General features: G+C 61.0%; 15 protein-coding genes and 2 pseudogenes. 10 read left to right on the forward strand and 7 right to left on the reverse strand.

Translation table 11 applies throughout. The features are described from left to right. Window positions 1–23: 23 nt before the first annotated feature. The 4 genes and pseudogenes from HJB89_RS06870 to HJB89_RS06885 all read left to right on the forward strand — a co-directional run bounded on the left by HJB89_RS06870 (window position 24) and on the right by HJB89_RS06885 (window position 3,285). Window positions 24–301, forward strand: a pseudogene (locus tag HJB89_RS06870) (hypothetical protein). 163 nt (window positions 302–464) lie between these two features. Further along, window positions 465–1,490, forward strand: a complete 1,026-nt coding sequence (locus tag HJB89_RS06875) for an ABC transporter substrate-binding protein (protein WP_207584702.1) — start codon at window positions 465–467, stop codon at window positions 1,488–1,490. Then, window positions 1,487–2,527 carry an iron ABC transporter permease gene (locus HJB89_RS06880; protein WP_221132547.1) on the forward strand — a complete coding sequence of 347 codons (1,041 nt, stop codon included), beginning with the start codon at window positions 1,487–1,489 and terminating at the stop codon, window positions 2,525–2,527. The genes HJB89_RS06875 and HJB89_RS06880 overlap by 4 nt, the downstream gene beginning before the upstream one ends. Continuing rightward, window positions 2,524–3,285: an ABC transporter ATP-binding protein gene (locus tag HJB89_RS06885; protein WP_221132546.1), complete on the forward strand. Its 762-nt coding sequence runs from the start codon at window positions 2,524–2,526 to the stop codon at window positions 3,283–3,285. Before HJB89_RS06880 ends, HJB89_RS06885 begins: the two co-directional genes overlap by 4 nt. An 18-nt stretch (window positions 3,286–3,303) precedes the next feature. Here the strand turns inward: HJB89_RS06885 and HJB89_RS06890 are convergent, their stop codons facing one another. Continuing rightward, window positions 3,304–3,771 carry an Lrp/AsnC family transcriptional regulator gene (locus HJB89_RS06890; RefSeq protein WP_207584699.1) on the reverse strand — a complete coding sequence of 156 codons (468 nt, stop codon included), beginning with the start codon at window positions 3,769–3,771 and terminating at the stop codon, window positions 3,304–3,306. A gap of 153 nt (window positions 3,772–3,924) precedes the next feature. On the opposite strand from HJB89_RS06890, the gene HJB89_RS06895 reads away from it, so the two are divergent. Next, complete coding sequence (locus HJB89_RS06895; RefSeq protein WP_221149360.1) at window positions 3,925–5,115, forward strand: amino acid aminotransferase; 1,191 nt, start codon at window positions 3,925–3,927, stop codon at window positions 5,113–5,115. A gap of 27 nt (window positions 5,116–5,142) precedes the next feature. Beyond that, entirely contained in the window at window positions 5,143–6,771 is a 1,629-nt protein-coding gene (locus tag HJB89_RS06900; RefSeq protein ID WP_221132544.1) for a thiamine pyrophosphate-dependent enzyme, read from the forward strand. Between the two features lie 6 nt (window positions 6,772–6,777). Here HJB89_RS06900 and glgB read toward each other — a convergent pair whose 3' ends face one another. From glgB to HJB89_RS06915, 3 genes are read right to left on the reverse strand one after another with little or no spacing between them, the layout of a single operon-like run. Further along, window positions 6,778–8,988, reverse strand: a complete 2,211-nt coding sequence (gene glgB, locus HJB89_RS06905; RefSeq protein ID WP_221149362.1) for a 1,4-alpha-glucan branching protein GlgB — start codon at window positions 8,986–8,988, stop codon at window positions 6,778–6,780. Continuing rightward, entirely contained in the window at window positions 8,985–12,266 is a 3,282-nt protein-coding gene (treS, locus tag HJB89_RS06910) for a maltose alpha-D-glucosyltransferase (protein ID WP_221149364.1), read from the reverse strand. The genes glgB and treS overlap by 4 nt, the downstream gene beginning before the upstream one ends. Further along, window positions 12,267–15,491 (reverse strand): alpha-1,4-glucan--maltose-1-phosphate maltosyltransferase, encoded by a 3,225-nt coding sequence (locus tag HJB89_RS06915; protein ID WP_221149365.1) that lies wholly within the window; start codon window positions 15,489–15,491, stop codon window positions 12,267–12,269. A gap of 216 nt (window positions 15,492–15,707) precedes the next feature. On the opposite strand from HJB89_RS06915, the gene HJB89_RS06920 reads away from it, so the two are divergent. The 3 genes from HJB89_RS06920 to HJB89_RS06930 all read left to right on the forward strand — a co-directional run bounded on the left by HJB89_RS06920 (window position 15,708) and on the right by HJB89_RS06930 (window position 17,820). Continuing rightward, window positions 15,708–16,070 (forward strand): hypothetical protein, encoded by a 363-nt coding sequence (locus HJB89_RS06920; protein WP_221149443.1) that lies wholly within the window; start codon window positions 15,708–15,710, stop codon window positions 16,068–16,070. A 69-nt stretch (window positions 16,071–16,139) separates the two neighbouring features. After that, window positions 16,140–17,021 carry an MBL fold metallo-hydrolase gene (locus HJB89_RS06925; RefSeq protein ID WP_207584693.1) on the forward strand — a complete coding sequence of 294 codons (882 nt, stop codon included), beginning with the start codon at window positions 16,140–16,142 and terminating at the stop codon, window positions 17,019–17,021. A 25-nt stretch (window positions 17,022–17,046) separates the two neighbouring features. After that, window positions 17,047–17,820, forward strand: coding sequence for an aminoglycoside phosphotransferase family protein (locus HJB89_RS06930; protein WP_221149366.1), 774 nt, complete (start codon window positions 17,047–17,049; stop codon window positions 17,818–17,820). Window positions 17,821–17,834: 14 nt separating this feature from the next. Here the strand turns inward: HJB89_RS06930 and HJB89_RS06935 are convergent, their stop codons facing one another. Together HJB89_RS06935 and HJB89_RS06940 are read right to left on the reverse strand one after the other, a co-directional pair. Then, window positions 17,835–18,878 carry a magnesium and cobalt transport protein CorA gene (locus HJB89_RS06935; RefSeq protein WP_207584691.1) on the reverse strand — a complete coding sequence of 348 codons (1,044 nt, stop codon included), beginning with the start codon at window positions 18,876–18,878 and terminating at the stop codon, window positions 17,835–17,837. A gap of 156 nt (window positions 18,879–19,034) precedes the next feature. Then, window positions 19,035–19,124, reverse strand: a pseudogene (locus tag HJB89_RS06940) (DUF4272 domain-containing protein); the annotation flags it as partial. A gap of 135 nt (window positions 19,125–19,259) precedes the next feature. Between HJB89_RS06940 and HJB89_RS06945 the strand changes: the two are divergent. Continuing rightward, entirely contained in the window at window positions 19,260–21,143 is a 1,884-nt protein-coding gene (locus HJB89_RS06945) for a methyl-accepting chemotaxis protein (RefSeq protein ID WP_207584690.1), read from the forward strand. Between the two features lie 58 nt (window positions 21,144–21,201). On the opposite strand, the gene HJB89_RS06950 is transcribed toward HJB89_RS06945, so the two are convergent. Further along, window positions 21,202–22,653, reverse strand: a complete 1,452-nt coding sequence (locus HJB89_RS06950; protein ID WP_221149368.1) for an NCS1 family nucleobase:cation symporter-1 — start codon at window positions 22,651–22,653, stop codon at window positions 21,202–21,204. Window positions 22,654–22,671: the final 18 nt, after the last annotated feature.

The following is a 22,671-nucleotide window of genomic DNA, read 5'->3' on the forward strand; positions in this document are numbered from 1 at the left end:
CCCCTCTTTTCATTGGAGCTCTCATGAATACGGCCAACCTGCAGCTCAAGGGCCTGATCATGGCAATAGCCTCGATATGCGACGCGATCGTCGAGAAAGAACTGCTCACCCATCAGGAAGTCAATGCCGCGCGAAAGCCAGAAAGGCCGTCGAAGATGATGACGACAACGAGCTATCCGATTCCAACCGCGCCGCCATCCTGTTTCCCACCCGTGTGCTGATGCTTGCCGACGAGGCAAACAAAAGAGGCGAGCGCTTCACCTTTTCGGACTATGCAAAGCTCGTGGGTAAGCTCACCTGAACATGTTCGACGTGCACGGTTTGGGGATAGACAGCGGCCACCTATTATATTGTCAGCAGTGTCACTACAGCGATTTTGCAATAAGTTGATATTTTCAGTCTTGTTTTGGACGCGTCCCGTGGCTATACGGCGGCCGCATACACTCACGCACCGGGATCCTTACGTGACCAGCCTCAAATCACTCTTGGCCGCCTGCGGCCTCTCAACCGTGATCGGCCTTGCCGCAACTCCCTCACTGGCCGGTTCGACGACTTACCCGCTGACGCTCGAAAATTGCGGCGCTGAGGTAACGTTCAAGAAGGCGCCCGAGCGGGCGATTGGCCTCGGCCAGAACAGCGCTGAAATTCTGCTGCTGCTCGGCCTCGAGGACAAGATGGCCGGCACCGCTTTCTGGCCGAGCAAGGTCTTGCCGCAGGTTGCCGAAGCCAATGCCAAGGTCAAGCTTCTGACCGTCGAGATGCCGACCTTCGAATCGATCCTCGCCGAAAACCCCGACTTCGTGGCGGCGGCCCTGCCGAGCCTCGTCGGGCCGAACAGCAAGGTCGCCAAGCGCGAGGATTTCGACAAGATCGGCGTCGTCACCTATCTCTCGCCCAGCACCTGCCTCAGCACCAAGGACGTGAAGGACCAGTATGGCAGCCGCGCCGAGTTGTGGAACATGGATCTTCTCTACAAGGAGATCGACGAACTATCGCAGATCTTTAACGTCGCCGATCGCGGCCAGGCGCTGATCGCCGACTTCAAGGCGCGTGAGGCCAAGCTTCGTTCCAGCGTCTCGAAGGACGGCAAGAACCTCTCCTACGTCTTCTGGTTCTCCAGCCCCAGCCCGTCCGCCGACGCCTATCTCGGCGGCAAGAACAGCGCCTCCGGATTCATCGCCGACCTGCTCGGCGGACACAATGCGATATCAGCGGAAGCGGAATGGCCGACGCTCGGCTGGGAAGCCATCATCGCCGCCAATCCCGACGTCATCGTCGTTGCCAGCCTCGACCGCAACCGCTGGGAGCTCGACAAGCCGGAGGCCAAGATCAACTTCCTCAACACCGATCCGGCCGTCAGCCAGATCACTGCCGTCAAGAACAAGGCGATCGTCGTTATGGACGGCCAGGCGATGAACCCCACCGTCCGTACGATCTACGGCGCCGAGCAGGTTGCAGGCCGGTTGAAGGCTCTCGGTCTGTTGAAGTGACGGAAGCGGGCCGTATCTTCCGGCAGCTGGGAACCGCCGTCGCGCTGCTCCTCGCCTCCTTGTGCCTCGTCGCTGTCGCCATTGGCGTCAGCGTCGGGATCGGCGACTTGCCGATCCCGCTTGCAACGACGTTTTCGGCCGTCACCAACCGGCTTGGATGGACCGCGGTCGAGCTGAACCGCATCCACGAGACGGTCATCTGGGATTATCGCCTCAGCCGGGCGCTCGTCGCCGCCTTCTGCGGCGCCGGGCTGGCGCTGTCGGGCGCCACCATGCAGTCGCTGCTGCGCAATCCGCTGGCTGAACCCTATGTGCTCGGCATCTCCGCCGGCGCCTCCACAGGCGCGGTGGCAATCGTCATCCTCGGGCTCGGCGCGGGCGCGGTATCATTGTCGGCCGGAGCCTTTGCCGGCGCCTTCGCCGCCTTCTTCTTCGTGGCGCTGCTCTCGAACGGCACGCGCGGCGGGGCCGACCGCACCATCCTTGCCGGCGTCGCCGCCTCGCAGCTTTTCAACGCCACCACCTCCTATATCGTCACGACCTCGGCCAATGCACAGCAGGCCCGTGACGTGATGTTCTGGCTGCTCGGCAGTTTCGGCGGCGTGCGCTGGCCGGAATTCGCGCTGGTCTCGGTCGTCGTCGGCATCGGCCTCGCCGCCTGTCTGTTCTACGCCCGCGTACTCGACGCCTTCGCTTTCGGCGACGAGGCGGCATCCTCGCTCGGCGTCAATGTCGGCCGCGCCCGCATGGTGCTCTTCGCGCTGACGGCGATGATGACGGCGACGATCGTCAGCATGGTGGGCTCGATCGGCTTCGTCGGCCTCGTCGTTCCGCATGTCGCCCGCTTTGTCGTCGGGCCGCTCCATATTCGCCTGCTGCCGGCCTGTGCCATCGCGGGAGCGATCTTCATGGTGCTCGCCGACATTGCCGCGCGCGCCCTCATTCCCAACCAGATCCTGCCGATCGGCGTCGTCACGGCACTGGTCGGCGTTCCGTTCTTCTCGATCATCCTCTACCGGTTCCAGCGCGCGTCATGAGCATCAAGGCCGACAACCTCATCTGGAAAATTGGCAGGAAGACCATTCTGGACGGCGTCTCCCTGGAGGCGCAGCCGGGCCAGATGCTCGGTCTGCTCGGCCCCAATGGTTCGGGCAAGACTTCGCTGCTGCGGCTCCTCGCCGGCCTGAAGCGGCCGCATGCCGGCCGCGTCACGCTCGACCGCAATGATATCGGCGCGATTAGCCGCCGCTCGATCGCCCGCCGCATCGCCTTCGTCGAGCAGCATGCCACGACAAATGCCAATCTGAAGGTCGTCGACGTCGTCAAGCTCGGCCGGTTTCCGCATCGGTCGATGTTCTCAGGCTGGGCCAGGGCTGACGAAGAGGCGGTCGAAGGCGCGCTGGCGCGCGCCGGCATGGCGGAGAAACGCGACGATCGCTGGCAGAGCCTGTCGGGTGGTGAAAAACAGCGCACCCATATCGCAAGGGCGCTCGCCCAGTCGCCCCAAGAGCTGATCCTCGACGAGCCCACGAACCATCTCGATATCCAGCACCAGATCGGCCTGATGCGGCTCGTCTCCGGCCTGCCGATCACCAGCATCGTCGCGCTGCACGATCTCAACCATGCCGCCATGTTCTGCGATCAGCTGATCATCATGCAGCGGGGCAGGATCGTCGCCTCCGGCGCACCGCAGGACGTGCTGAGCGAAAACCTCCTGCGCGATGTCTTTTCCGTCGAGGCCCGCATCGAAGCCTCACCCCATCATTCCCGCCCGCACATCCACTATCTCAGATGAGAGTAGCTGAAGCCGCTCTCATGTCACGATCTGCAGCGGCAAAGCGGTCGTCTTTTTCAGCGTCTTGAGGACGATGCTTGACTTGACCGACGCCAGATTGTCGGTGACCCGGATCATTCTTTCGAGAAACTGGCTGAGATGGTCGAGGTCGCGCGTCATGACCTTCATCAGAAAATCGGCGTCCCCCGTCTGCGAATAGCACTCCAGAATCTCCGGCGCCGTCTCGATGAAGCGATGAAGCCGCTCGTTTCCGCCTTCCGTATGCGCTCTGAGGCTGACAAGAGTATGAGCGACGACGCTGAAACCCAACTTTGCGGGATTGAGGATGGCAACGACATTCTGAATGTATTGCTCGTTGCGCAGCCTTTCCAAACGGCGCGCGCATTGGGTCGCAGAAAGATTGACCTGCTGCGACAACTCGCTCTGCGTCATCTCGCTGTTCTGCTGGAGCGCGGCAAGCAATTTGATGTCGAACTGGTCAAGCATGGTCACGATCCCCAAAAGAGGTGAATTTCTGCGCATTATAGCTACGACACGCCGATTATCTTCATATTTATGTTGAAGCAGGGAGATAATCGCAGAAATTCGCCGCAGGAGTTCAGTTAATCTCCGACCAAGAGATGGAACGGAGGTGGACTTATGTTTGACCAACTGAATAGCCGGCCAGCCGACAGTCTACTTGCCCTGATCAAGGCCTTTCACGCCGACGATCGCAGCGGAAAGGTCGACCTCGGCGTCGGCGTCTATCGCGACATCATGGGACGCACGCCGGTGATGCGTGCCGTGAAGGCAGCGGAGCAGTTTCTTCTCGAGACCCAGGACAGCAAGAAATACCTTGGCCCGGAAGGCGATCTGCAATTCGTGCGCCTGCTGCAGCCTATTATTTTCGGAAAATCACCGACGTTCGGTCATCGCCTTGTCGGCATTCAGACACCGGGCGGAAGCGGTGCGCTGCGTCTAGGCGCCGAACTCATCCAAACAGCAAATCCGTCGGCGAAGGTTCTGCTCGGGACGCCGAGCTGGCCAAACCATGCGCCGATCTTCGGCGCAGCGCGTTTGCCGGTCAAGGCGTACGCCTTTGTCGACCTGACGTTACAGCAGGTGAAATTCGAAAGCGTCATCGAAGCCTTGTCTTCCGCGGGGGAAGGCGACGTCGTGCTCCTTCACGGTTGCTGCCATAATCCGACCGGCATCGATTTCACCATGGAGCAGTGGCGGCAGATTACCGCACTGCTTGTTGCACAGAAGCTGGTGCCGTTCATCGATCTTGCCTATCAGGGGCTCGGCGACGGTCTGGAACGTGACGCCGCGCCGACACGCATGATCCTCGATGCCGTCGATGAGGCGCTGATCGCTTATTCCTGCGACAAGAACTTTGGCCTTTATCGCGAGCGTGTCGGCGCGCTCTATGTCATGGCCCGCAATGTCGACGACACCGGGAAGGCCGAAAGCAACATGGCGGCCCTTGCCCGTGTCAACTGGTCTATGCCGCCCGACCATGGCGCCGCGATCGTCAGAACCATCCTCGAGAGTGACGAAATGTCGGCAATGTGGCGCGCCGAACTCGAGGAGATGTGCCAGCGCGTCAACGGCAATCGTGCGGCGCTTGCCGCCGCTGCTCCCGATCTGGCGTTCATTAGCCAGCAGCGCGGTCTGTTCTCCAATCTCTCCATGTCGAAAGAAACGGCAGTAGCGCTTCGAGCCAAGCACGGCATCTATATGGCCGATTCCGGTCGTATGAACCTTGCGGGCATGCAGCCGGACGATGCCTGCGCCATCGTCGCCGCACTTCGCGCTGAAGGCTGCCTAAAATCATCGATGTCGGCCTAAGCGAACTCAAGCCTTTGAGGTTTTAAAATGAGCAGGAAAGAAACGACCGGCCAGGCGATGACCCGTTCGCTCATCGGCCATCGGATCGACACGGTCTTCGGCATCCCGGGCGCCCATATGTATGATTTCAACGATGCCCTCTACGGTGCCAGCGACAAAGTTCGGTTCATCCACACCAGGCACGAACAGGGCGCCGGATATATGGCCTACGGCTATGCCAAATCCACCGGCCGGATCGGCGCCTACACCGTCGTGCCCGGCCCCGGCGTCCTCAATTCCGGCGCGGCTCTGTGCACGGCTTACGGCGCCAATTCGCCGGTGCTTTGCATCACCGGCAACATCATGTCCCATTTGATCGGTCAGGGCAGAGGACAGTTGCACGAGCTGCCGGATCAACTCGCGACGATGCGCGGGATTACCAAGACGGCGGAGCGCATCAATCACCTGTCGGAGGCCGGTCCTGTCATGGCCGACGTCGTCAGCAAGATGCTTTCCGGCCGCCAGGGTCCGGGAGCGGTCGAAGCCCCTTGGGATGTATTTGGCCAATCCGGCCCTGAAATCGAACTTCCCATCGGTTCGAGAGCCCCTCACCCAGCAGTCAACCACGATCAGGTCGCTGCCGCAGCCGCGCTGATATCAGGCGCCAAGAACCCGATGATCATGGTTGGCGGCGGTGCTGTAGATGCCGGCGCCGAGATCGCCGCGCTTGCAAAATTGCTGCAGTCGCCCGTCACCTCCCATCGTTCCGGCAAGGGCATCGTCGCCGACGACCACCCGAACTCCCTGAATTTTGTCGCCGCCTATGAATACTGGAAGAACACCGACGTGCTGATCGGGATCGGCAGCCGGCTCGAATTGCAGTTCATGCGATGGAAGTGGCTCCCCAAGGGCCTCAAGGTGATCCGCATCGATATCGATCCGACCGAGATGGTCCGCCTCAAGCCGAATGTCGGCATTGTCGCCGATGCCAAGGCAGCGACGCAAGCTCTGCTCGATACCCTGGCAGAATCCCCCAGCAAGGATCGCACCCGCGAATTTGCCGATCTCAACAAAGGCGCCAAGTCCCGGTTCTCGGAAGTGCAGCCGCAGCTTGCCTATCTCCATGCCATTCGCCAAGCCCTGCCGAGGGACGGCTTCTTCGTCGAGGAGGTCAGCCAGGTGGGCTTTACCGCCCGGTTTGCCTTCCCGGTCTATGGTCCGCGCCAATATGTGACATGCGGTTATCAAGACAATCTGGGTTTCGGCTTCAACACGGCCTTGGGTGTAAAAGTCGCCAATCCCGACAAAGCTGTGGTCTCTGTTTCAGGCGATGGAGGCTTCATGTTCGGCGTTCAGGAGCTTGCCACTGCCGTCCAGCACAAGATCAATGTCGTCGCTATCGTCTTCAACAATTCCGCCTATGGCAATGTGTTGCGAGACCAGAAGCAGGCATATCAAGGCCGCTATCTCGGCTCGGACCTGACCAATCCTGATTTTGTCGCTCTTGCCGAGAGCTTCGGTATCCGCGCATTCAAGGTGACGAGCCCCGGCGAATTGAAAGCCACCATCGAGAAAGCTCTGTCTCTCGACGAACCGGTTCTCATCGAGGTTCCGATCGAAAAGGGATCAGAGGCGAGCCCCTGGCCTTTCATTCATCCGGCTCCGCACGCCGATTGATGCCCATCAAGACGATGGTCCCTTGAGAAAGATCGTCGCCAGCGGCGGCAGCGTCAACGACAGGGAGGCTGCCCTGCCGTGGGCGGGGACCGGTTCGCTCGACAGCGCACCGTTGACGAGGCCGGAGCCGCCATATTCCCGCGCATCCGTCGTTATCCCTTCGACCCACACTCCATCCTTCGGCACGCCGATCCGGTAGCCGTAACGCGGCACCGGTGTGAAGTTCGAGACGACCAGGAGAGAGGAAGTGCGATCGGGGGCATAACGGAGCATGCCGAGGACGGAATTGACGGCGTCGTCGGCTGCCGCCCATTCGAAGCCCTCGGGATGAAAGTCGCCGAATTGCAATGCGGCTTCGTCCCTGTAAAGGCTGTTCAGATCCTTCACCAGGCGCTGAATGCCGACATGCTGGGGCCGATCCAGTACATCCCAGGTCACCGAAGCGTCGTGGTTCCATTCGCCCGGCTGGGCGATTTCGCTGCCCATGAACAACAGTTTCTTGCCGGGATGTCCCCACATGAAAGCGAGATAGCTGCGCAGATTGGCGAATTTCTGCCATTCGTCGCCCGGCATCTTCGTCAGCAGCGAGCCTTTGCCATAGACGACCTCGTCATGGGAAATCGGCAGTATGAAGCGCTCCGAATAGGCATAGATCATGCCGAAGGTCATCGTGCCATGATGATGACTCCGATAGACCGGATCCTTCTCGATGTAGCTCAGGCTGTCATGCATCCAGCCCATGTTCCATTTGATGTCGAAACCGAGGCCGCCCTGCTCGGGTGGCTTCGTGACACCAGGCCAGGCCGTCGATTCCTCGGCGATTGTCATCGCATGCGGGCAGCGCTCGTGAATGATGCTGTTCAGGTGCTTGAAGAATTCGACCGCTTCCAGATTTTCGCGGCCGCCATATTGATTGGGAACCCACTCGCCTTCATTGCGGCTATAGTCACGGTAAAGCATCGATGCCACGGCATCGACGCGCAACCCGTCGATATGGTAGCGCTCCAGCCATTCCAGCGCGCTGGCGATCAGGAAGCCTTTGACCTCGTTGCGGCCGAGATTGTAGATCAGCGTGTTCCAGTCGCGGTGAAAACCCTCGCGCGGATCCTCGTGCTCGTAGAGCGCGCTGCCGTCGAAGCGGGCAAGTCCCCAGACGTCTGTGGGAAAGTGGGCCGGCACCCAGTCGAGGATGACGCCAAGCCCCGCCCCATGGCAGCGGTCGACGAAATAGGCGAAATCCTCAGGCGTCCCATATCGGCCGGTCGGGGCAAACAGGCCAAGCGGCTGATAGCCCCAGGAGCCGCCGAACGGATGCTCCATAATCGGCAGCAGCTCGATATGGGTAAAGCCCATGTCACGAGCATAGGGGACAAGCCGCTGGCTGAGCTCAACCCAGTCGAGCGACCTGTTACCGTCTTTCTGGTCGCGGAGCCAGGAGCCGACATGCACCTCATAAACCGAGACCGCGCCCTCCAGCCTCGCCTGCCGGGATCGGCCCTTCATCCAGCCGTCATCGCTCCATCGAAATGGCGTCGACGATGCGACGATGGACGCTGTGGATGGGGCGGCCTCGCTCGCCCTCGCCACCGGATCGGCCTTATGCGGCAGGCAGGTTCCAGCAGCATCGACGATCTCGAACTTGTATCGTTCGCCAGGCGCCAGCCGGGGAATGAACAGCTCCCAGACACCCGCCGACTGCCTCAGCCGCATCGGGTTTCGCCGACCGTCCCAGGCGTTGAAGTCGCCAACGACCGAGACGCGCCGCGCGTTCGGGGCCCACACGGCGAAACGAACGCCTGATATGCCGTCGATCGACATCGCCACGGCGCCGAGCGTCCGGCTCAGACTATAGTGGGTGCCCTCCGAGATCAGATGGAGGTCGAGTTCTCCGAGCAACAGGCCGAAACTATAGGGGTCCTCGGTGATCTGCACCGCATCCGGCCACGTGATCCGCAGGCGGTATCCCGCCCTGGCGACCGTCGCCGCCGCAAACAGGCCGGACGGGTGGGCGATGCTGAAAGGCGCCACCACTCGACCGCTCGCCGCCTCGATGAGATCGACCGCGTCGGCGCCGGGCAGGTAAACGCGCACGATCGCCATGCCGCTACTCTCATGGGGGCCGAGGATCGAAAAAGGATCGCCGTGGCGTCCCTCGATCAGAGCCTGGAGCTCATCCTGTCCGATGCCCGCCAGCAGTTCCGAGCGCTCAACATTCATGCCGGGACCCCCGCCAGACGCGAAACGATTTCGGTGAAGCCGGAGAGCGGAATGGGAAGCCATTTCGGCCGGTTGCGGGCTTCATAGGCGATCTCATAGGCGGCTTTTTCGAGAAGAAAGGCATCGAGAACCCTCCGTCGTTGACCGGACGGCATGTAAAGCGCCTTCGATGCCGACACCGCCTGCGAATAGGCGCCGAGGAACGCCTCCTCTGCCTGGCGCCCGAAGCGGGCGATGGCGTCGCGCCGGACTTCGTTCTCGTGTTCGATGACGGCGTCGTTGTCGAGCTGGGCGGTGGCCACGAGATAGCTCAGCGATCTCAAAAGCCCGGCGACATCGCGCAGCGGGTTGGTCTTGGCGCGGCGCTCGGCCAGGTTTTTAGCAGGCTCGCCCTCGAAGTCGATGATGACGGCATCGCCCTCGCTGACGAGGATCTGGCCAAGATGGAAATCGCCATGCGTGCGAGTCATCAGCGTATGGCGTGCGGCCTCCGCAAGCGTCGCGGCAAGCTCGGCGAGTTCGGTGCGGCGCTCAAGAAGCGGTGCTGCGAGCAGGCCGATCGCGGGATCGGCATTCTCCTCGCGTTCGGCAAGTTTCGACATGGCATAAGCGACCTCGCCGGCAACCGCCTTCTTCATCGTGTCGACCTCGCTGTCGCCGGCGACGACGGGGCTAAAGGCTTCGTCCCCGGTCTCGCCGGCGAGCACGACATGCAGTTCGCCCAATCTCATGCCGACCATCGCGACGAAGCTGATCAGCGGCTGGAAGACGTCGTCGCCGGGCTGGACGGCCGGATCGTTGAGCACGAGTTCGTCTGCCCCACGGCGCAGGTTGTTCAGCATCCAGTTCCAGGCGTCCCCCTGATTGCGGATCGCGCCTTGGACGATGATCAATGTCGAACGGCGTCCGCTGGAATCCGTGTGCGCGACCTCGCCCAGCAAGGGGGCGGTGTGGTCATAGCCGGCGCGGGTGAGATAGCGCGTCATCTCGACCTCCGGATGGATTCCAGGAAAGATGTGCCTGATCAGTTTGATCATCGCGAGGTCGCCGACGATCAGCGAACTGTTGGACTGCTCGGCCGAGAGCCAATGGACCGGAAGGTCGTCGGTGACGGCCAGACGGTCGAGCCGCTCCGTGCCGAGAAATTCAAGTGTGCCGGTGCGGCCGGTAATGCGCGAGCGGTCGCCAAGCCCGCGCAGGATACCGCGCGCCATCGCCTCCACAGCAAATCCGTCCGTCAGGAAGCCGACCCGCCTGCCTTGGCGAATCCGTCCGAGCGCGAGCTGCTGGGTCAGTACGGAGGGTTGCGCATCGTCCCAGGCGACTGCCAGCGGCAGCTGGTAGGATTCGCTATGGTTCGGCAGCACGGCCTCCAATTCGCCGAGAACGATCCCGTCGGCAAACGGTATCGGCGTTGCGGAAATCAGGCGCGCCGCCTGAAGCGGCTGATCCTTCGCCCCGAACCACCGCCGCTTGCCGAGATAGGCAGGCAGAATTTCATTGCTGAGGACGCGTGCAAGCTTGGGTTCATCGACAAGATCGAGCAGGCCGCGGCGGATTACCATCGTCACCAGATCGGGAAGCTGCTCCGGCGGCGCGGTGCGCCATGCCGGCGGGTCGGCATCGGCCTCCAATTGGAACCAGAAGAATCCGTAGGGCGGCAGTGTCAGCAGATAGGTCAGCTGGCCGATCGGCGGAAAGGGCGACATGCCGGTCAATTCGATCGGCACGCGGCCCTCGAAACTCGAGAGGTCGAGTTCGACGGCCTGGGGCAGCCGTGAGAGATTTGCGACGCACATCAGGGTCTCGCCTTCATATTCCCTGAGATAAGCGAGGATCTTGCGGTTCTCCGGTGCGAGGAACCGCAACGAACCACGGCCGAAGGCCGGATGGCTGCCGCGCAGCGCCAGCATCTTGCGCGTCCAGTTGAGCAGCGAATGCGCGTCCGTGCTCTGCGCCTCGACGTTGACGGCCTCGAAACCGTAGAGCGGGTCGGCCACCGGCGGCAGGACGAGACGCGCCGGGTCTACCCTGGAGAAGCCGCCATTGCGGTCCGGAGACCATTGCATCGGCGTCCTGACCCCATCCCGGTCGCCGAGGTAGATATTATCGCCCATGCCGATCTCGTCGCCGTAATAGATCACCGGCGTTCCCGGCATCGAGAGAAGCAGCGCGTTCATCAGCTCGATCCGCCGGCGGTCGCGCTCCATCAGCGGTGCCAGGCGCCGCCTGATCCCGAGATTGATGCGGGCACGCTTGTCGGATGCATAGGTCTCCCAAAGATAGTCGCGCTCGGCGTCGGTCACCATTTCGAGCGTCAGCTCGTCGTGGTTGCGAAGGAAGATCGCCCATTGGCAGTTGTCGGGAATCTCAGGCGTCTGCCGCAGGATATCGGTGATCGGAAACCGGTCCTCCTTGGCGATCGCCATATACATGCGCGGCATCAGCGGGAAGTGGAAGGCCATGTGGCATTCGTCACCCTCGCCGAAATACTCGCGCGTGTCCTCCGGCCATTGATTGGCCTCGGCAAGCAGCATCACACCGGGATGGGTGGCATCGAGCGCAGCGCGGATGCGTTTGAGGATTGCGTGGGTTTCCGGCAAGTTTTCGTTGATCGTCCCCTCACGCTCGACGAGGTAGGGGATCGCGTCGAGGCGAAACCCGTCGATGCCGGTTTCCAGCCAGAAGCGCATCACCTTCAGGAGTTCCTCCATGACGAGCGGGCTGTCGAAATTCAGGTCGGGCTGATGCGAATAGAAGCGGTGCCAGTAGTAGGCGCCGGCGACAGCATCCCATGTCCAGTTGGATTTTTCCGTGTCTATGAAAATGATGCGCGTTTCCGGAAACTTCTGATCGGTATCCGACCAGACGTAGAAGTCGCGCTCCGGCGACCCCGCTGGCGCCTGGCGCGCGCGCTGGAACCAGGGATGCTGGTCAGAGGTGTGGTTGATGACGAGCTCGATAATGACGCGGATATTGCGCCGGTGGGCGGCATCGACGAAGGCGCGAAAATCCTCCACCGTCCCGTAGTCGGGGCTGACATTGCCGTAATCAGCGATATCATAGCCGTCGTCGCGGCGCGGAGAGGGAAAGAACGGCAGCAGCCAGATGGCGTTGACGCCGAGCGCTGCGATGTGATCGAGCTTCTGGTGCAGACCGGCAAAGTCGCCGACGCCGTCGCCATTGGCGTCGTAGAACGACTTGATATGCAGCTGGTAAATGATCGCATCCTTGTACCACAGCGGCTGATGCGAGCCATCGGTATTCGTCGTGTCCATTCATGCCTCCCTTGAGCGAATACGCCAGATCGCATAGGGCAGGACGTGGGGATTGAGCCCGATGCTCTGCCATTTGCCAGTCCACTTGAAACGATGCCCGCCGATCAGATCTTCGGCATCCAGCGTGCCGCCATCCCCGAGCGACCACTGCCAGAGCGGCAGCTCGACATCGCTTTGCTGGAAATTGTGGGGGTCGAGGCTGATGGCGATCAGCAGGACGTTGTCACGCGCACGGCTTGCCTTCTCGAAAAACAGGATATTGCCATTTCGTGCATTCAGCAGCGTCAGCCCGAGATGTGAATGCAGCGCGGTATTTTCACTCCGGATGCGGTTGAGCATGCTGATCTCGGCGATGATGTTGCCCGGTCGGTCGTAGTCCCAGGCGCGGATCTCGTACTTCTCGCTATCGGCATATTCCTTGCGCTTGGCATCGGGGCGCCCCTCGCAAAGTTCGAAACCGTTATAGACGCCCCACAGGCCCGAGAGGGTGGCGGCAAGGGCTGCGCGGATCAGGAAGGCCGGGCGCGGTGCGTTCTGCAGGAAATCCGGATTGATATCATGGGTGTTGACGAAAAAATGCGGGCGGAAGAATTCCTTCGCCGCCGTCTCCGTCAGCTCCCGCATATATTGCTCGAGTTCCCACTTGGCATTGCGCCAGGTGAAATAGGTGTAGGACTGGGAAAAGCCGATCTTTGCCAGCCTGTACATGACCTTCGGCTTGGTGAAGGCTTCCGACAGGAAGACGACATCGGGATGACGCGCCCTGATGTCTCCGATCAGCCATTCCCAGAACGGAAAGGGCTTGGTGTGTGGATTGTCGACGCGAAAAAGTTTGACGCCCTGGTCCACCCAAAGCTGGACGACATCCCTGAGCTCCACCCATAGCGAAGGTAGCGCATCCCTGGTGTAGAAATCGACGTTGACGATGTCCTCGTATTTCTTCGGCGGGTTTTCGGCATATTTGATCGTGCCGTCGGGACGCCAGTCGAACCAGCCAGGATGCTCCGTGAGCCAGGGGTGATCCGGCGACGCCTGGATTGCGAGGTCGAGGGCGATCTCCAGGCCATGCCGGCCCGCCGCCTCGATCAGCCGCCGGAAATCCTCGAACTCGCCAAGTTCTGGATGGATGGCATCGTGGCCGCCATCCTCCGAGCCTATGGCATAGGGGCTTCCGGGATCATCCGGCGCGGCTTTCAGGCTGTTGTTGCGGCCTTTGCGGTTGGTCGAACCGATCGGATGAATTGGCGGGAAATAGAGCACGTCGAAGCCCATATCGCGGATGGCCGGCAATCTCGCGATGACGTCGTCGAACGTGCCATGCCGGTCCGGATCGCCACTCTGCGAGCGCGGGAAGATCTGGTACCAGCTGGCAAAGGCGGCGGCCTTGCGTTCGGCATCGACGGCGCTTGCCGCCGAGCAAAGCCGAAACGGCCGCCTGTCGGCCTTGTTCATCAGTTCCGATGTCTTAGGATCAAGCAGGATCGCCGCGCGCTCGGCATCCGGCGCGTGTTCGAGACGGTCGGCAAGGGCTTTCAATTCCGCGCTGAGCGCTGTGCTGGCCTGGGTCTCAGCCGAGCGGACGAGATTCACCCCCTCCTGCAGCTCGAGCTTCAGGTCCAGCCTGGCATCGTTCTTCTTCGTCAGTTCGTAGCGAAAGATCGCAAACAGGTTCCTCCATGCCTCGACGGCAAACTCATAGCGGCCGGTCCGCTCCAACAGGAATTCGGCGCGCCAGCGGTCGTTTTCGACCAGCTGCATCTCCGTCTCGTTCCAGTCCGCCGCATCGAGCGGCCGCCAGAGCAGGACGGCGGCGATCGGGTCGTGGCCGTCTGCGAATATATCTGCCTCGACGGTGACGATGTCGCCGACCACTCGCTTGACTGGGAAGCGCCCTTCATCGACGCGCGGCAGGATGTTTTCGATGGCGAGCCGCGGCGACGCCGTCGCCTGCTCGATATCGAGAATGGGCCGGGATGTGATCGGTGCCGGCGCTTTGCCTTCGATTACCAGGGTCTCCCCTGCCCGCAGCCGTAGAGCCGCGCTGCCGGCAGCCACGGGAAGAAAACCCGAAGCCGCTTCGCGAAGTGCCGTAACCGGAGCGGGCGCGCTTTTCCGAAGGTCCCTGTTGATTAAGATGAAGCGCACATTCTCCGTGCTGCGAAGGTCTTCCGCCTCGGATTGCAGAAGCGCTGAGACCGGGCCATTGGCGTTGCGGATGAGCCGAAGCGTTGCAGCGAAGGCATCTGGGTTCTTGCCGATTTCCGTGTTCGCAAGGCGAATTTGGGAGGAGATATCGAAAGCGAGGTCATGGCGCAGGCCTCGCAAGCCCGTTCCATTCCCATGGGTCGGATCGAGCGGCGTGGCTGCGCCATACTCGAAGCCCATCGGAACCATCACGCCACCACCGAGCGCGGCGGCAAGGCGCAGCGCACGGACGGCGCGCCGTTCGAGGATTTCGCGGCTCTCGGTTCCGTGCGCGATCCGCCGGGAGAATGGCGGCTCCGGAAAGGCGATCTGCCGGCCGAATAACGCCTGCACGCGGTGTTCTTCGATAAACCATCTCTCGTCGAAATCCCACCAGGCCATCGATGAAAAACATCCATCGAAGCCTGCATCCTTGACCGCTTCCCTCGCGCCGAAATCGGTGCCGGGGGTCCAGGCGAAGAATTGCGCGTCCGCCTTCTCGCGCACCGCCGAAATCAGCGATTTGAAGAGCGTCGGCGCGGCGCGATCGATCCCGAGCACCCGGTAGCCGGAGAGGCCTAGAGGGGCCAGTCTTCGCAGCCGTTCGGTCCATTCTTCCAATAGCCGGGATTGAGACTCCGCCGCCATCGCGGACATCGGCTCCGCCGGGTCTAATGGTGAGCGACGGGGGTCGACGGGATGAAAGCCCGCTTCGGGATCCCGAGACTTGCCATCGAGCATCAGGTCCATCATCAAGGCGACACTGCTCTTGCCGGCAGCCTCCGCCAAGCGCGCTACCCCATCCTCGACCGCGCTCCCGAGCGACAGCGGAGGATCGAGGCGATCGAAGTCCCGCGGGGCAAAGACGCTGCACTCCCCGCCCCGGTCGAAGAGAGGCGCCGTCAGCACACGATCGAAACCCGTATCCGCCGCATGGTCGAAAACCTCGCGCCATGCGTCGATGCCCTGAAGTAGAAGCGGATTGACATAATAGATCCGGGGTGGGGTGCTCAACACACCCTGGTTCGTAGAAAATGGCATCGGCCGCCGCCTCGAGTTGCTTTCCATGCAAACTTCCCTTGGCGGTGGTTGTTCCACCGAAACCGCCAATTCGCGATGCGCGACGATCACCGATCGCACCGACGTTCGCTCATCAACGGCGCTCAATGATGCAGAGAGTGCTTGAGGATTCATGCCGCTTTTGGGTAGTCTCGCCTCTCCCAGGAGGGTACCCATTTGGCTGTTGACGGCGCATCGGTGTTTCGAACGATACTCGTCACTGCAACGCTTGCAGCGTGCGTCTCGTCCCTCGCCTCCTGGAGCATCGATACCGATCGTTCGACTCCTCACAAGCACGGCCTGTTTGAGATCCGCGAGGAGGCCAGGCGTTTCATCTCGGGTGAGAACGCCAAGGGGAGCGAGCAATGGCAAGCGTTGGAGCCCAACGCCAAGGTGCTGGTTCCTCGATGCGCGGTCCCGCTCCAAACACAATGGACGCCGACGAGCCTCGGCCGTTCGAAACCCAGCGTCATGGTGATTTGCGCAGCCGCGGTGCCGAACACCGTGATGAAAACTTGGGATGGGCATGTTCCCGTAGAGCGGAAGTCGCACCATCCTTAAGGGCGGGCACCTGAGCAAGATTTGATGTACTGAATGAAAACACTTCGATTGCAATAGAGACAACCAGACGTGGATGTATCGGTAGAACTGTGCTCCTATCCCGAACTTGACGACCGGATCGTGATCGTTCGAGCGGGCGACGAAGTCGATGGCGTGTTTGTCCGGACCGAGAGGTTCAACGTCCTGATCGATACGCTCGGGACGCCCGAGCTATGCCGAATGGCGCTGGATCTGCTTGAAGAGAAGGCTGCAGCTCGCCCGCTGATGGTCATCAACTCGCACATGGATTGGGATCATTTCTGGGGAAATGCCGCCATTGCGGGCCGCGCTCCCATCATAGCGCATGCCGCGGCGCTCGACCGCTTGCGTGATCCCTCCGCGCAGCAGATCCTCAGAGACAAGGCCAGTCAGGAATCGAGATTTCGGAATGTCGAGCTCATCGGTCCCGATATCACCTTCTCCGGCTCGATGGTTCTCAACGGCGGCGATCTCACGCTCGAACTGATCCATACGCCCGGGCACACGCCCGACCATATCGCCGTATGGATCCCCGAACTTCGCATCTGCCTGGCGGTCGATGCGGTGGAATACCCCATTCCCGAAGTCTGGAGCAAAAGTGCCGAAGACCTTCGCCTGATCCGTTCCTCGCTGGAGCGTATCCGTGACCTCGATGCGAGACTGGTCATCCCCGCGCATGGCCAGACGTCTTCACCTTCAACGGTGAATGCGAACCTCGTCTATTTCGAAGCCTTGGCCGATCGTGTCGATGGGTTGAGCGAAAACCAACTGGCGGATGGACAACTCAGCCGCTCAAGCGACTTCCGGCTTGAAGATTTCGTCATCATTCCCGACGGGATGCCTTTGGATACGGTGACATTCTACCGGAACTGCCACGAGACAAATCTTGGCGCCACGGTTCAGGCCCATATCGAAAAACGGAATCACGCATAGGGGATAGCATGCAGGAGACCATGACGTGAAACCATTGGAGGGCGGGCGAGCCGGGCAGATCTGGCGTGACGGCAACACCGTCATCAGACCATCAGGCGTATGGACGCCGACGGTTCATCGGTTTTTGCGCCATCTCAGGACCAGAGACTTTCTGGGAGCGCCGGTGCCGATCGACATCACAGGGGAAGGCCAGGAGATCGTCAGCTACGTCTCCGGGCGCGTCTGCGAAGACTTGCGTGACCCATTTGTCGGATCAGAGACCATGCTGATTTCCGCGGCCAGGCTTCTGCACGATTTTCACTCGGCGTCTCAAGGGTTTCTGGCAAGGGATGGCGAGGTCCAGACATGGATGCTGCCGCCGCAGGAACCGCGCGAGATCGTCTGCCACGGAGATTATGCGCCTTACAATGTCGCAACCGCAGAACATGAGGCTGTCGGGGTCATCGATTTCGACGCCGCCCATCCCGCGCCGCGCCTATGGGATCTGGCCTATGCTGTTTACCGCTGGGGGCCCTTGTCCGATCCTTCCAATCCCGGCGTGATATCAGGCCTTGATGAGCAGCTGCGGCGGACGGTAATCTTCTGCATGGCTTACGGCACGACGGCAGAAGAGCGGCGCCAGCTGCCGGAGACGATCTGCAGGCGGCTTCAGGCGCTCGTGAATTTCATGCAAACAAGGGCCTCGGCCGGAGACGAGACCTTCGTGGAGGACGTGGCCGCAGGAGACGATCGGCTGTATCTAAACGACATCGACTACATCAGCAAACATCGAGATCGGCTGCTGCGCGCGCTGCGGTGACGCGCCTCTGGCAATTACAGCCACTTCCTTCGGCGGAAAAAACCGAACAGACCCAGACACAAGACGGCAATGACACCCAGCACGAAGAAATAGCCATACTGGAATTTCAGTTCCGGCATATCGCTGAAATTCATGCCGTAGATACCGGCGATCGCGGTGGGAACGGCGAGGATCGCCGCCCAGGCGGCAAGCTTGCGGGCAATCGCCGTCTGCTCCGTCTGGCCGATCATCACACTGGCCTCGAAGGCGAAGGCCAGCACCTCGCGCAGCGCGTCGATATCCTCCTGGACCCGGCGCACATGATCGGTCACATCGCGAAACAGCGATTGCAGCGTCGGATCCATGCCGGGAAGATCGACATGCTCATATCGCCGGCAGACGTCGACGAGCGGCACCACGGCATTGCGCAGCCGCAGAAGCTTGCGGCGTAAGAGGTAAAGCCGTTCGATGTCGGACTTTGCCAGCTGTTCGCGCAGCACCAGATCTTCAAGTTTTTCGACCTCCTCCTGCACGACCTCGATCACCGGCATGTAGTTGTCGACGATGAAATCCAGGATGGAATAAAGAATATAATTCTCGCCGTGGGCCAGCGCCGTCGGCGTCGCCTCGCACCGCTGCCGCACCGCCAGGTACGAGGACGAGTCCCCGTGGCGGACCGAGACGACATAACCGCGACCGACGAACAAATGCGTTTCGCCGAAGACGATTTCGTCATCCTTCATATGGGCGGTCCGGGCAACGATGAACATTGCGTCCCCATAGGTCTCCAGCTTCGGTCGCTGGTGGGGCTGTGCCGCGTCCTCGATCGCCAAGGCATGGAGATTGAACTCGGCCTGGACCTGGTGCAGCAGCACTTCATCCGGCTCGTGCAGGCCGATCCAGACGACGGCATTCTCCCGGCCTCGCCATTCACCGGCCTCTTCTATCCTGATGTCGCGAATGCGTTGCCCATGCTGGTAAACGGCAGCAGCCACGACGCCGGGACGTTCATAGGGCGGCGATGTCGAACCGCTGCCGGCCCGCGGGGAAATGCTGTCCAGATTCTTCAGCTGTTCCAAATCCTGCCGTCCTCCACTCCCGCACGGATCACATATCCGCAGCCATCCGTCTGCCGGTCAGGCGGTCAGCCCATCATAATGCTATTTCGTAAAACATGCATCTGCCTCGATGTGGAGGGCTGACCCAGCGCCTTCATCGTGGCAAGGCGCGTGCAATCACGTATCCGTGGAAATATCGTCCCAGTCCTGATCCATGTAGCCGATCAGCCAGTTGAGAGCGTAGTGGCGTGCGTAGACAGCCCCCTGAGCGCAAAAGCGACATAGGCTTTCCAAAAAGGTGGTAAACGGCGTTTTACATATTGAGCAAATCGTTAAATTGTTTTTGTTAGAAACTCCTCATCCAGTCCGGTCAGAAGCCGGAAGTTCGATCGAGGACTTTCAATGCGCCGCCCAAACATCAAATCAAGTTTGCTGTTGATTTTCAGTGTCATAGCTCTTCTTTTCGGCCTTGTCGCCTATCTCGCGGTCGATGGTCTTCGGAAGACGAACGGATCGACGGAAGAGATTGCCAGTAATTGGTTGCCGAGCGTACAGGCTTCCCAGGCGATCAATCTCGCCATGACGAATTTGCGCCTCGTTTACCGCGATCACATCATTGCGCAGACGGAGGCGGAAAAGAAAACACGCGAAGAGGCCATCAAGGTCGCCGAGGATGCGATTCGCAAATCGGCGGACGCCTACCTTCCTCTGGCTTCATCCGACCACGAGCGCGAGTTGATCAAGACGATCGAGGAAAGCGTCGAAGGCTACATCGCCAGTAGCGCGCAGTTGCTTGATCTTTCCCGCGCCAACAAGACCGAAGAAGCCGGGAAATATCTCGGCGGGGAGATGCGCTCCTATTCGGACAAGCTCAAGGAAGCCACAGCGGCCCTGGTCGAGTTGAACGTCAGTGGCAGCAAGAAGGCTGCCGACCTCAGCAAGGAGACCTTCGCCTCCATAGAATTCTACCTGCTTGCAACGATCGGTGTTGCCGGATTGCTCGTTCTCGGCGCTGTCGCCTTCGTGCTGAAGAGCATCGCCAATCCGATTACCGGCATCACCGCTTCGATGCGACGGCTGGCCGACGGGGACACCGGTTCGGAGATCCCGTTCGCCGACCGCGCCGACGAAATCGGGTCGATGGCGGAGGCGGTCGAAATCTTCCGCCAGGCCGCGATCACCAACAAGCGGATGGCGATGGAAGCCGAGGAGAATCGCAATAGAGCGGAGACCGACCGCGTTGCCGCACAGAGGCAGGCCGAAGCCGACGCCTCGGAGCGGCTACGCATCGCCACCTCGGGCCTCGCCGCCGGTCTAAAGCGGTTGGCCGCAGGCGACCTGGCCTTCCAGCTCAACGAGGCCTTCGCACCCGACTTCGAGGCGCTGCGCCGTGACTTCAACCAGTCTGTCACGCAGCTTGGCACAACGCTTCGAGCGATTTCCGAAAGCATCGGCACGATCGACGAAGGCTCGCGGGAGATCTCCTCAGGTGCGGGCGATCTTTCAAAACGCACGGAGGAGCAGGCAGCGTCGCTCGAAGAAACCGCGGCTGCGCTGGAAGAGATCACGGCGAATGTGTCGAACTCCAGCAAGCGAACCGAGGAGACGCGCACGGTCGCCACCGAGGCAAATCGCAGCGCCGGGATCTCCGCCGAGGTCGTGTCCCACGCCGAGGAGGCAATGGGGCGGATCGAAACCTCGTCTCAGCAGATTTCCAACATCATCAGTGTCATCGATGAAATTGCATTCCAGACCAATCTTCTCGCGCTGAATGCCGGCGTGGAAGCGGCAAGAGCCGGCGAGGCCGGCAAGGGCTTTGCCGTCGTCGCCCAGGAGGTGCGCGAACTTGCGCAGCGTTCCGCAACGGCTGCCAAGGAGATCAAGGGTCTTATCCAGAACTCGTCGAAAGAGGTGGAAAGCGGTGTCAAGCTTGTGCGCGACACCGGCCAGGCCCTGAAGACCATTGGTGGCTTCATCAGCCAGATCAATCACCATATGGATTCGATCGCCACCTCGGCGAAAGAGCAGTCGGTCGGCCTCAGCGAAGTCAACGTCGCCGTCAATCGCATGGATCAGACCACGCAACAGAACGCGGCCATGGTGGAACAATCGACCGCTGCCTCCGATTCGCTAGCCCAGCAGGCCCAGACGCTGCGCGAACTCATCAGCCAGTTCAGGCTCGACGACGCCGCATCTAGCCAATCCTCAGCCCTTCGCTCCACCGCTAGAACAATGGAACAACCAATGGCCCGCGCAACGGTGCATGCGGTTGCCGCACGCCGCTGAACTATCGGCAACAGGAGTCGATAAAGGGCGCGCGGCAATGCCGGGCGCCCTTCGTTTGTCATGACGCGAAGGCTGGATTGCGCCGCGCGCCCATTCTCAGCACGAAATAGATCGCCCCGCCGATTCCGACGCCGAAGAACCAGCCATAGGTACCCCACCAATCCGGCAGGATGCTGGTGAAGGTCGGCAGGATCGAGGAGAAAAGCGCGCCGACCGCGAATGCGATGAAGGCATTGCCGTGCCATCCGTTCTGGAAGCGGAACTCGCCATTCTCATGGTAAAGCGCCTCGACGTTCAGCTGGCTCTTGCGGATGAGATAGTAGTCCACCATCATGACGCCGAAGATCGGTCCCATGGTCGATCCGATGAAATTGACGAAATGCGCCGCACCTGTCTCCCAGGGGGCAAACGGGTAAAGCACGAGAGCGATCATTGCGGCGATATATCCCCCGCGTTTGAAGTTGATCTGGCGTGGGAAGACATTGGCGAAGTCGAAGGCCGGCGACACGAAATTCGCCACGACGTTAATGCCGAGCGTTGCGATCGCAAATGTCAGCGCCGCAAGCAGCGCCAGGAACCAGCTTTCGAATTTCGCCGATATCATTTCCGGATGCAGCAGGACCTCCCCGTAGACGGTGAAGGCGGCGGTGGTCGTCACACCTGCGACGAGGCAGAATGCCAGGAGATTGATCGGCAGCCCCCAAAGATTGCCTTTCCTGAGCGCCTTTTCATTCGTTGCGTAACGCGAGAAATCGCAGAAGTTCAGGTAGAGCGCCGCGAAATAGGTGATCCAGGTGGCGGACACGGCGGCAAGCGCTGCGACCGAGCCTGGCTCGCCCGGCACGCCGGCATCCTTGGTCTTTTCGATCAGCACGTCGCGCGGAATTTCGGCACCGAAGGAGAAGGTGCCTGATTTGACGACCAGATAGACCGCAAGGATCAGCATCATGATCCAGACGGCCGGACCGGCCCAATCCTGGAACTTGCGAACCGTTTCCATCCCCCGCTGAATGATCAGCAGCTGCAGCGCCCAGACGATCACATAGCAGATGAGTTCGAGGGTCGAGTGGCCGAGCATATGGCTGTTCTGATGAAAGGCGAGCAGGCTGTCGTTGCGGATCAGCAAGGCGACGATGGCGCCGGATGCAGCGGCGGTCTGCGCCCCGTACCAGAAGCAGGCGACCACGGCCCGGACAAGGGCCGGAACATTCGCCCCGAATGTGCCGAAGGAGGCGCGCGCCAGCACCGGAAAAGGTACGCCGGTGCGCACGCCGGCATTGCCGACCAAGCTCATCAACACGAAAATGACCAGCGATCCGATGCCGATAGCGATGACGAAATTGACGAAGCTGCCGCACAGCAGGAACAGGCTCGCCGCCAGATAATAGCCCCACAGGCTGTGAACGTCGGATGTCCAGACGTTAAAGATACTGAATGCACCCCATTTAGGCTCCTCGGCGGGTGCAAGATCCTCGTTGTACAACGAGGGAGACGGATTTCGAATGCTCATGAATGCCCTCCCATATCC

This window comes from Rhizobium sp. NZLR8 (genome assembly GCF_019685025.1).
Taxonomy (GTDB): domain Bacteria; phylum Pseudomonadota; class Alphaproteobacteria; order Rhizobiales; family Rhizobiaceae; genus Rhizobium.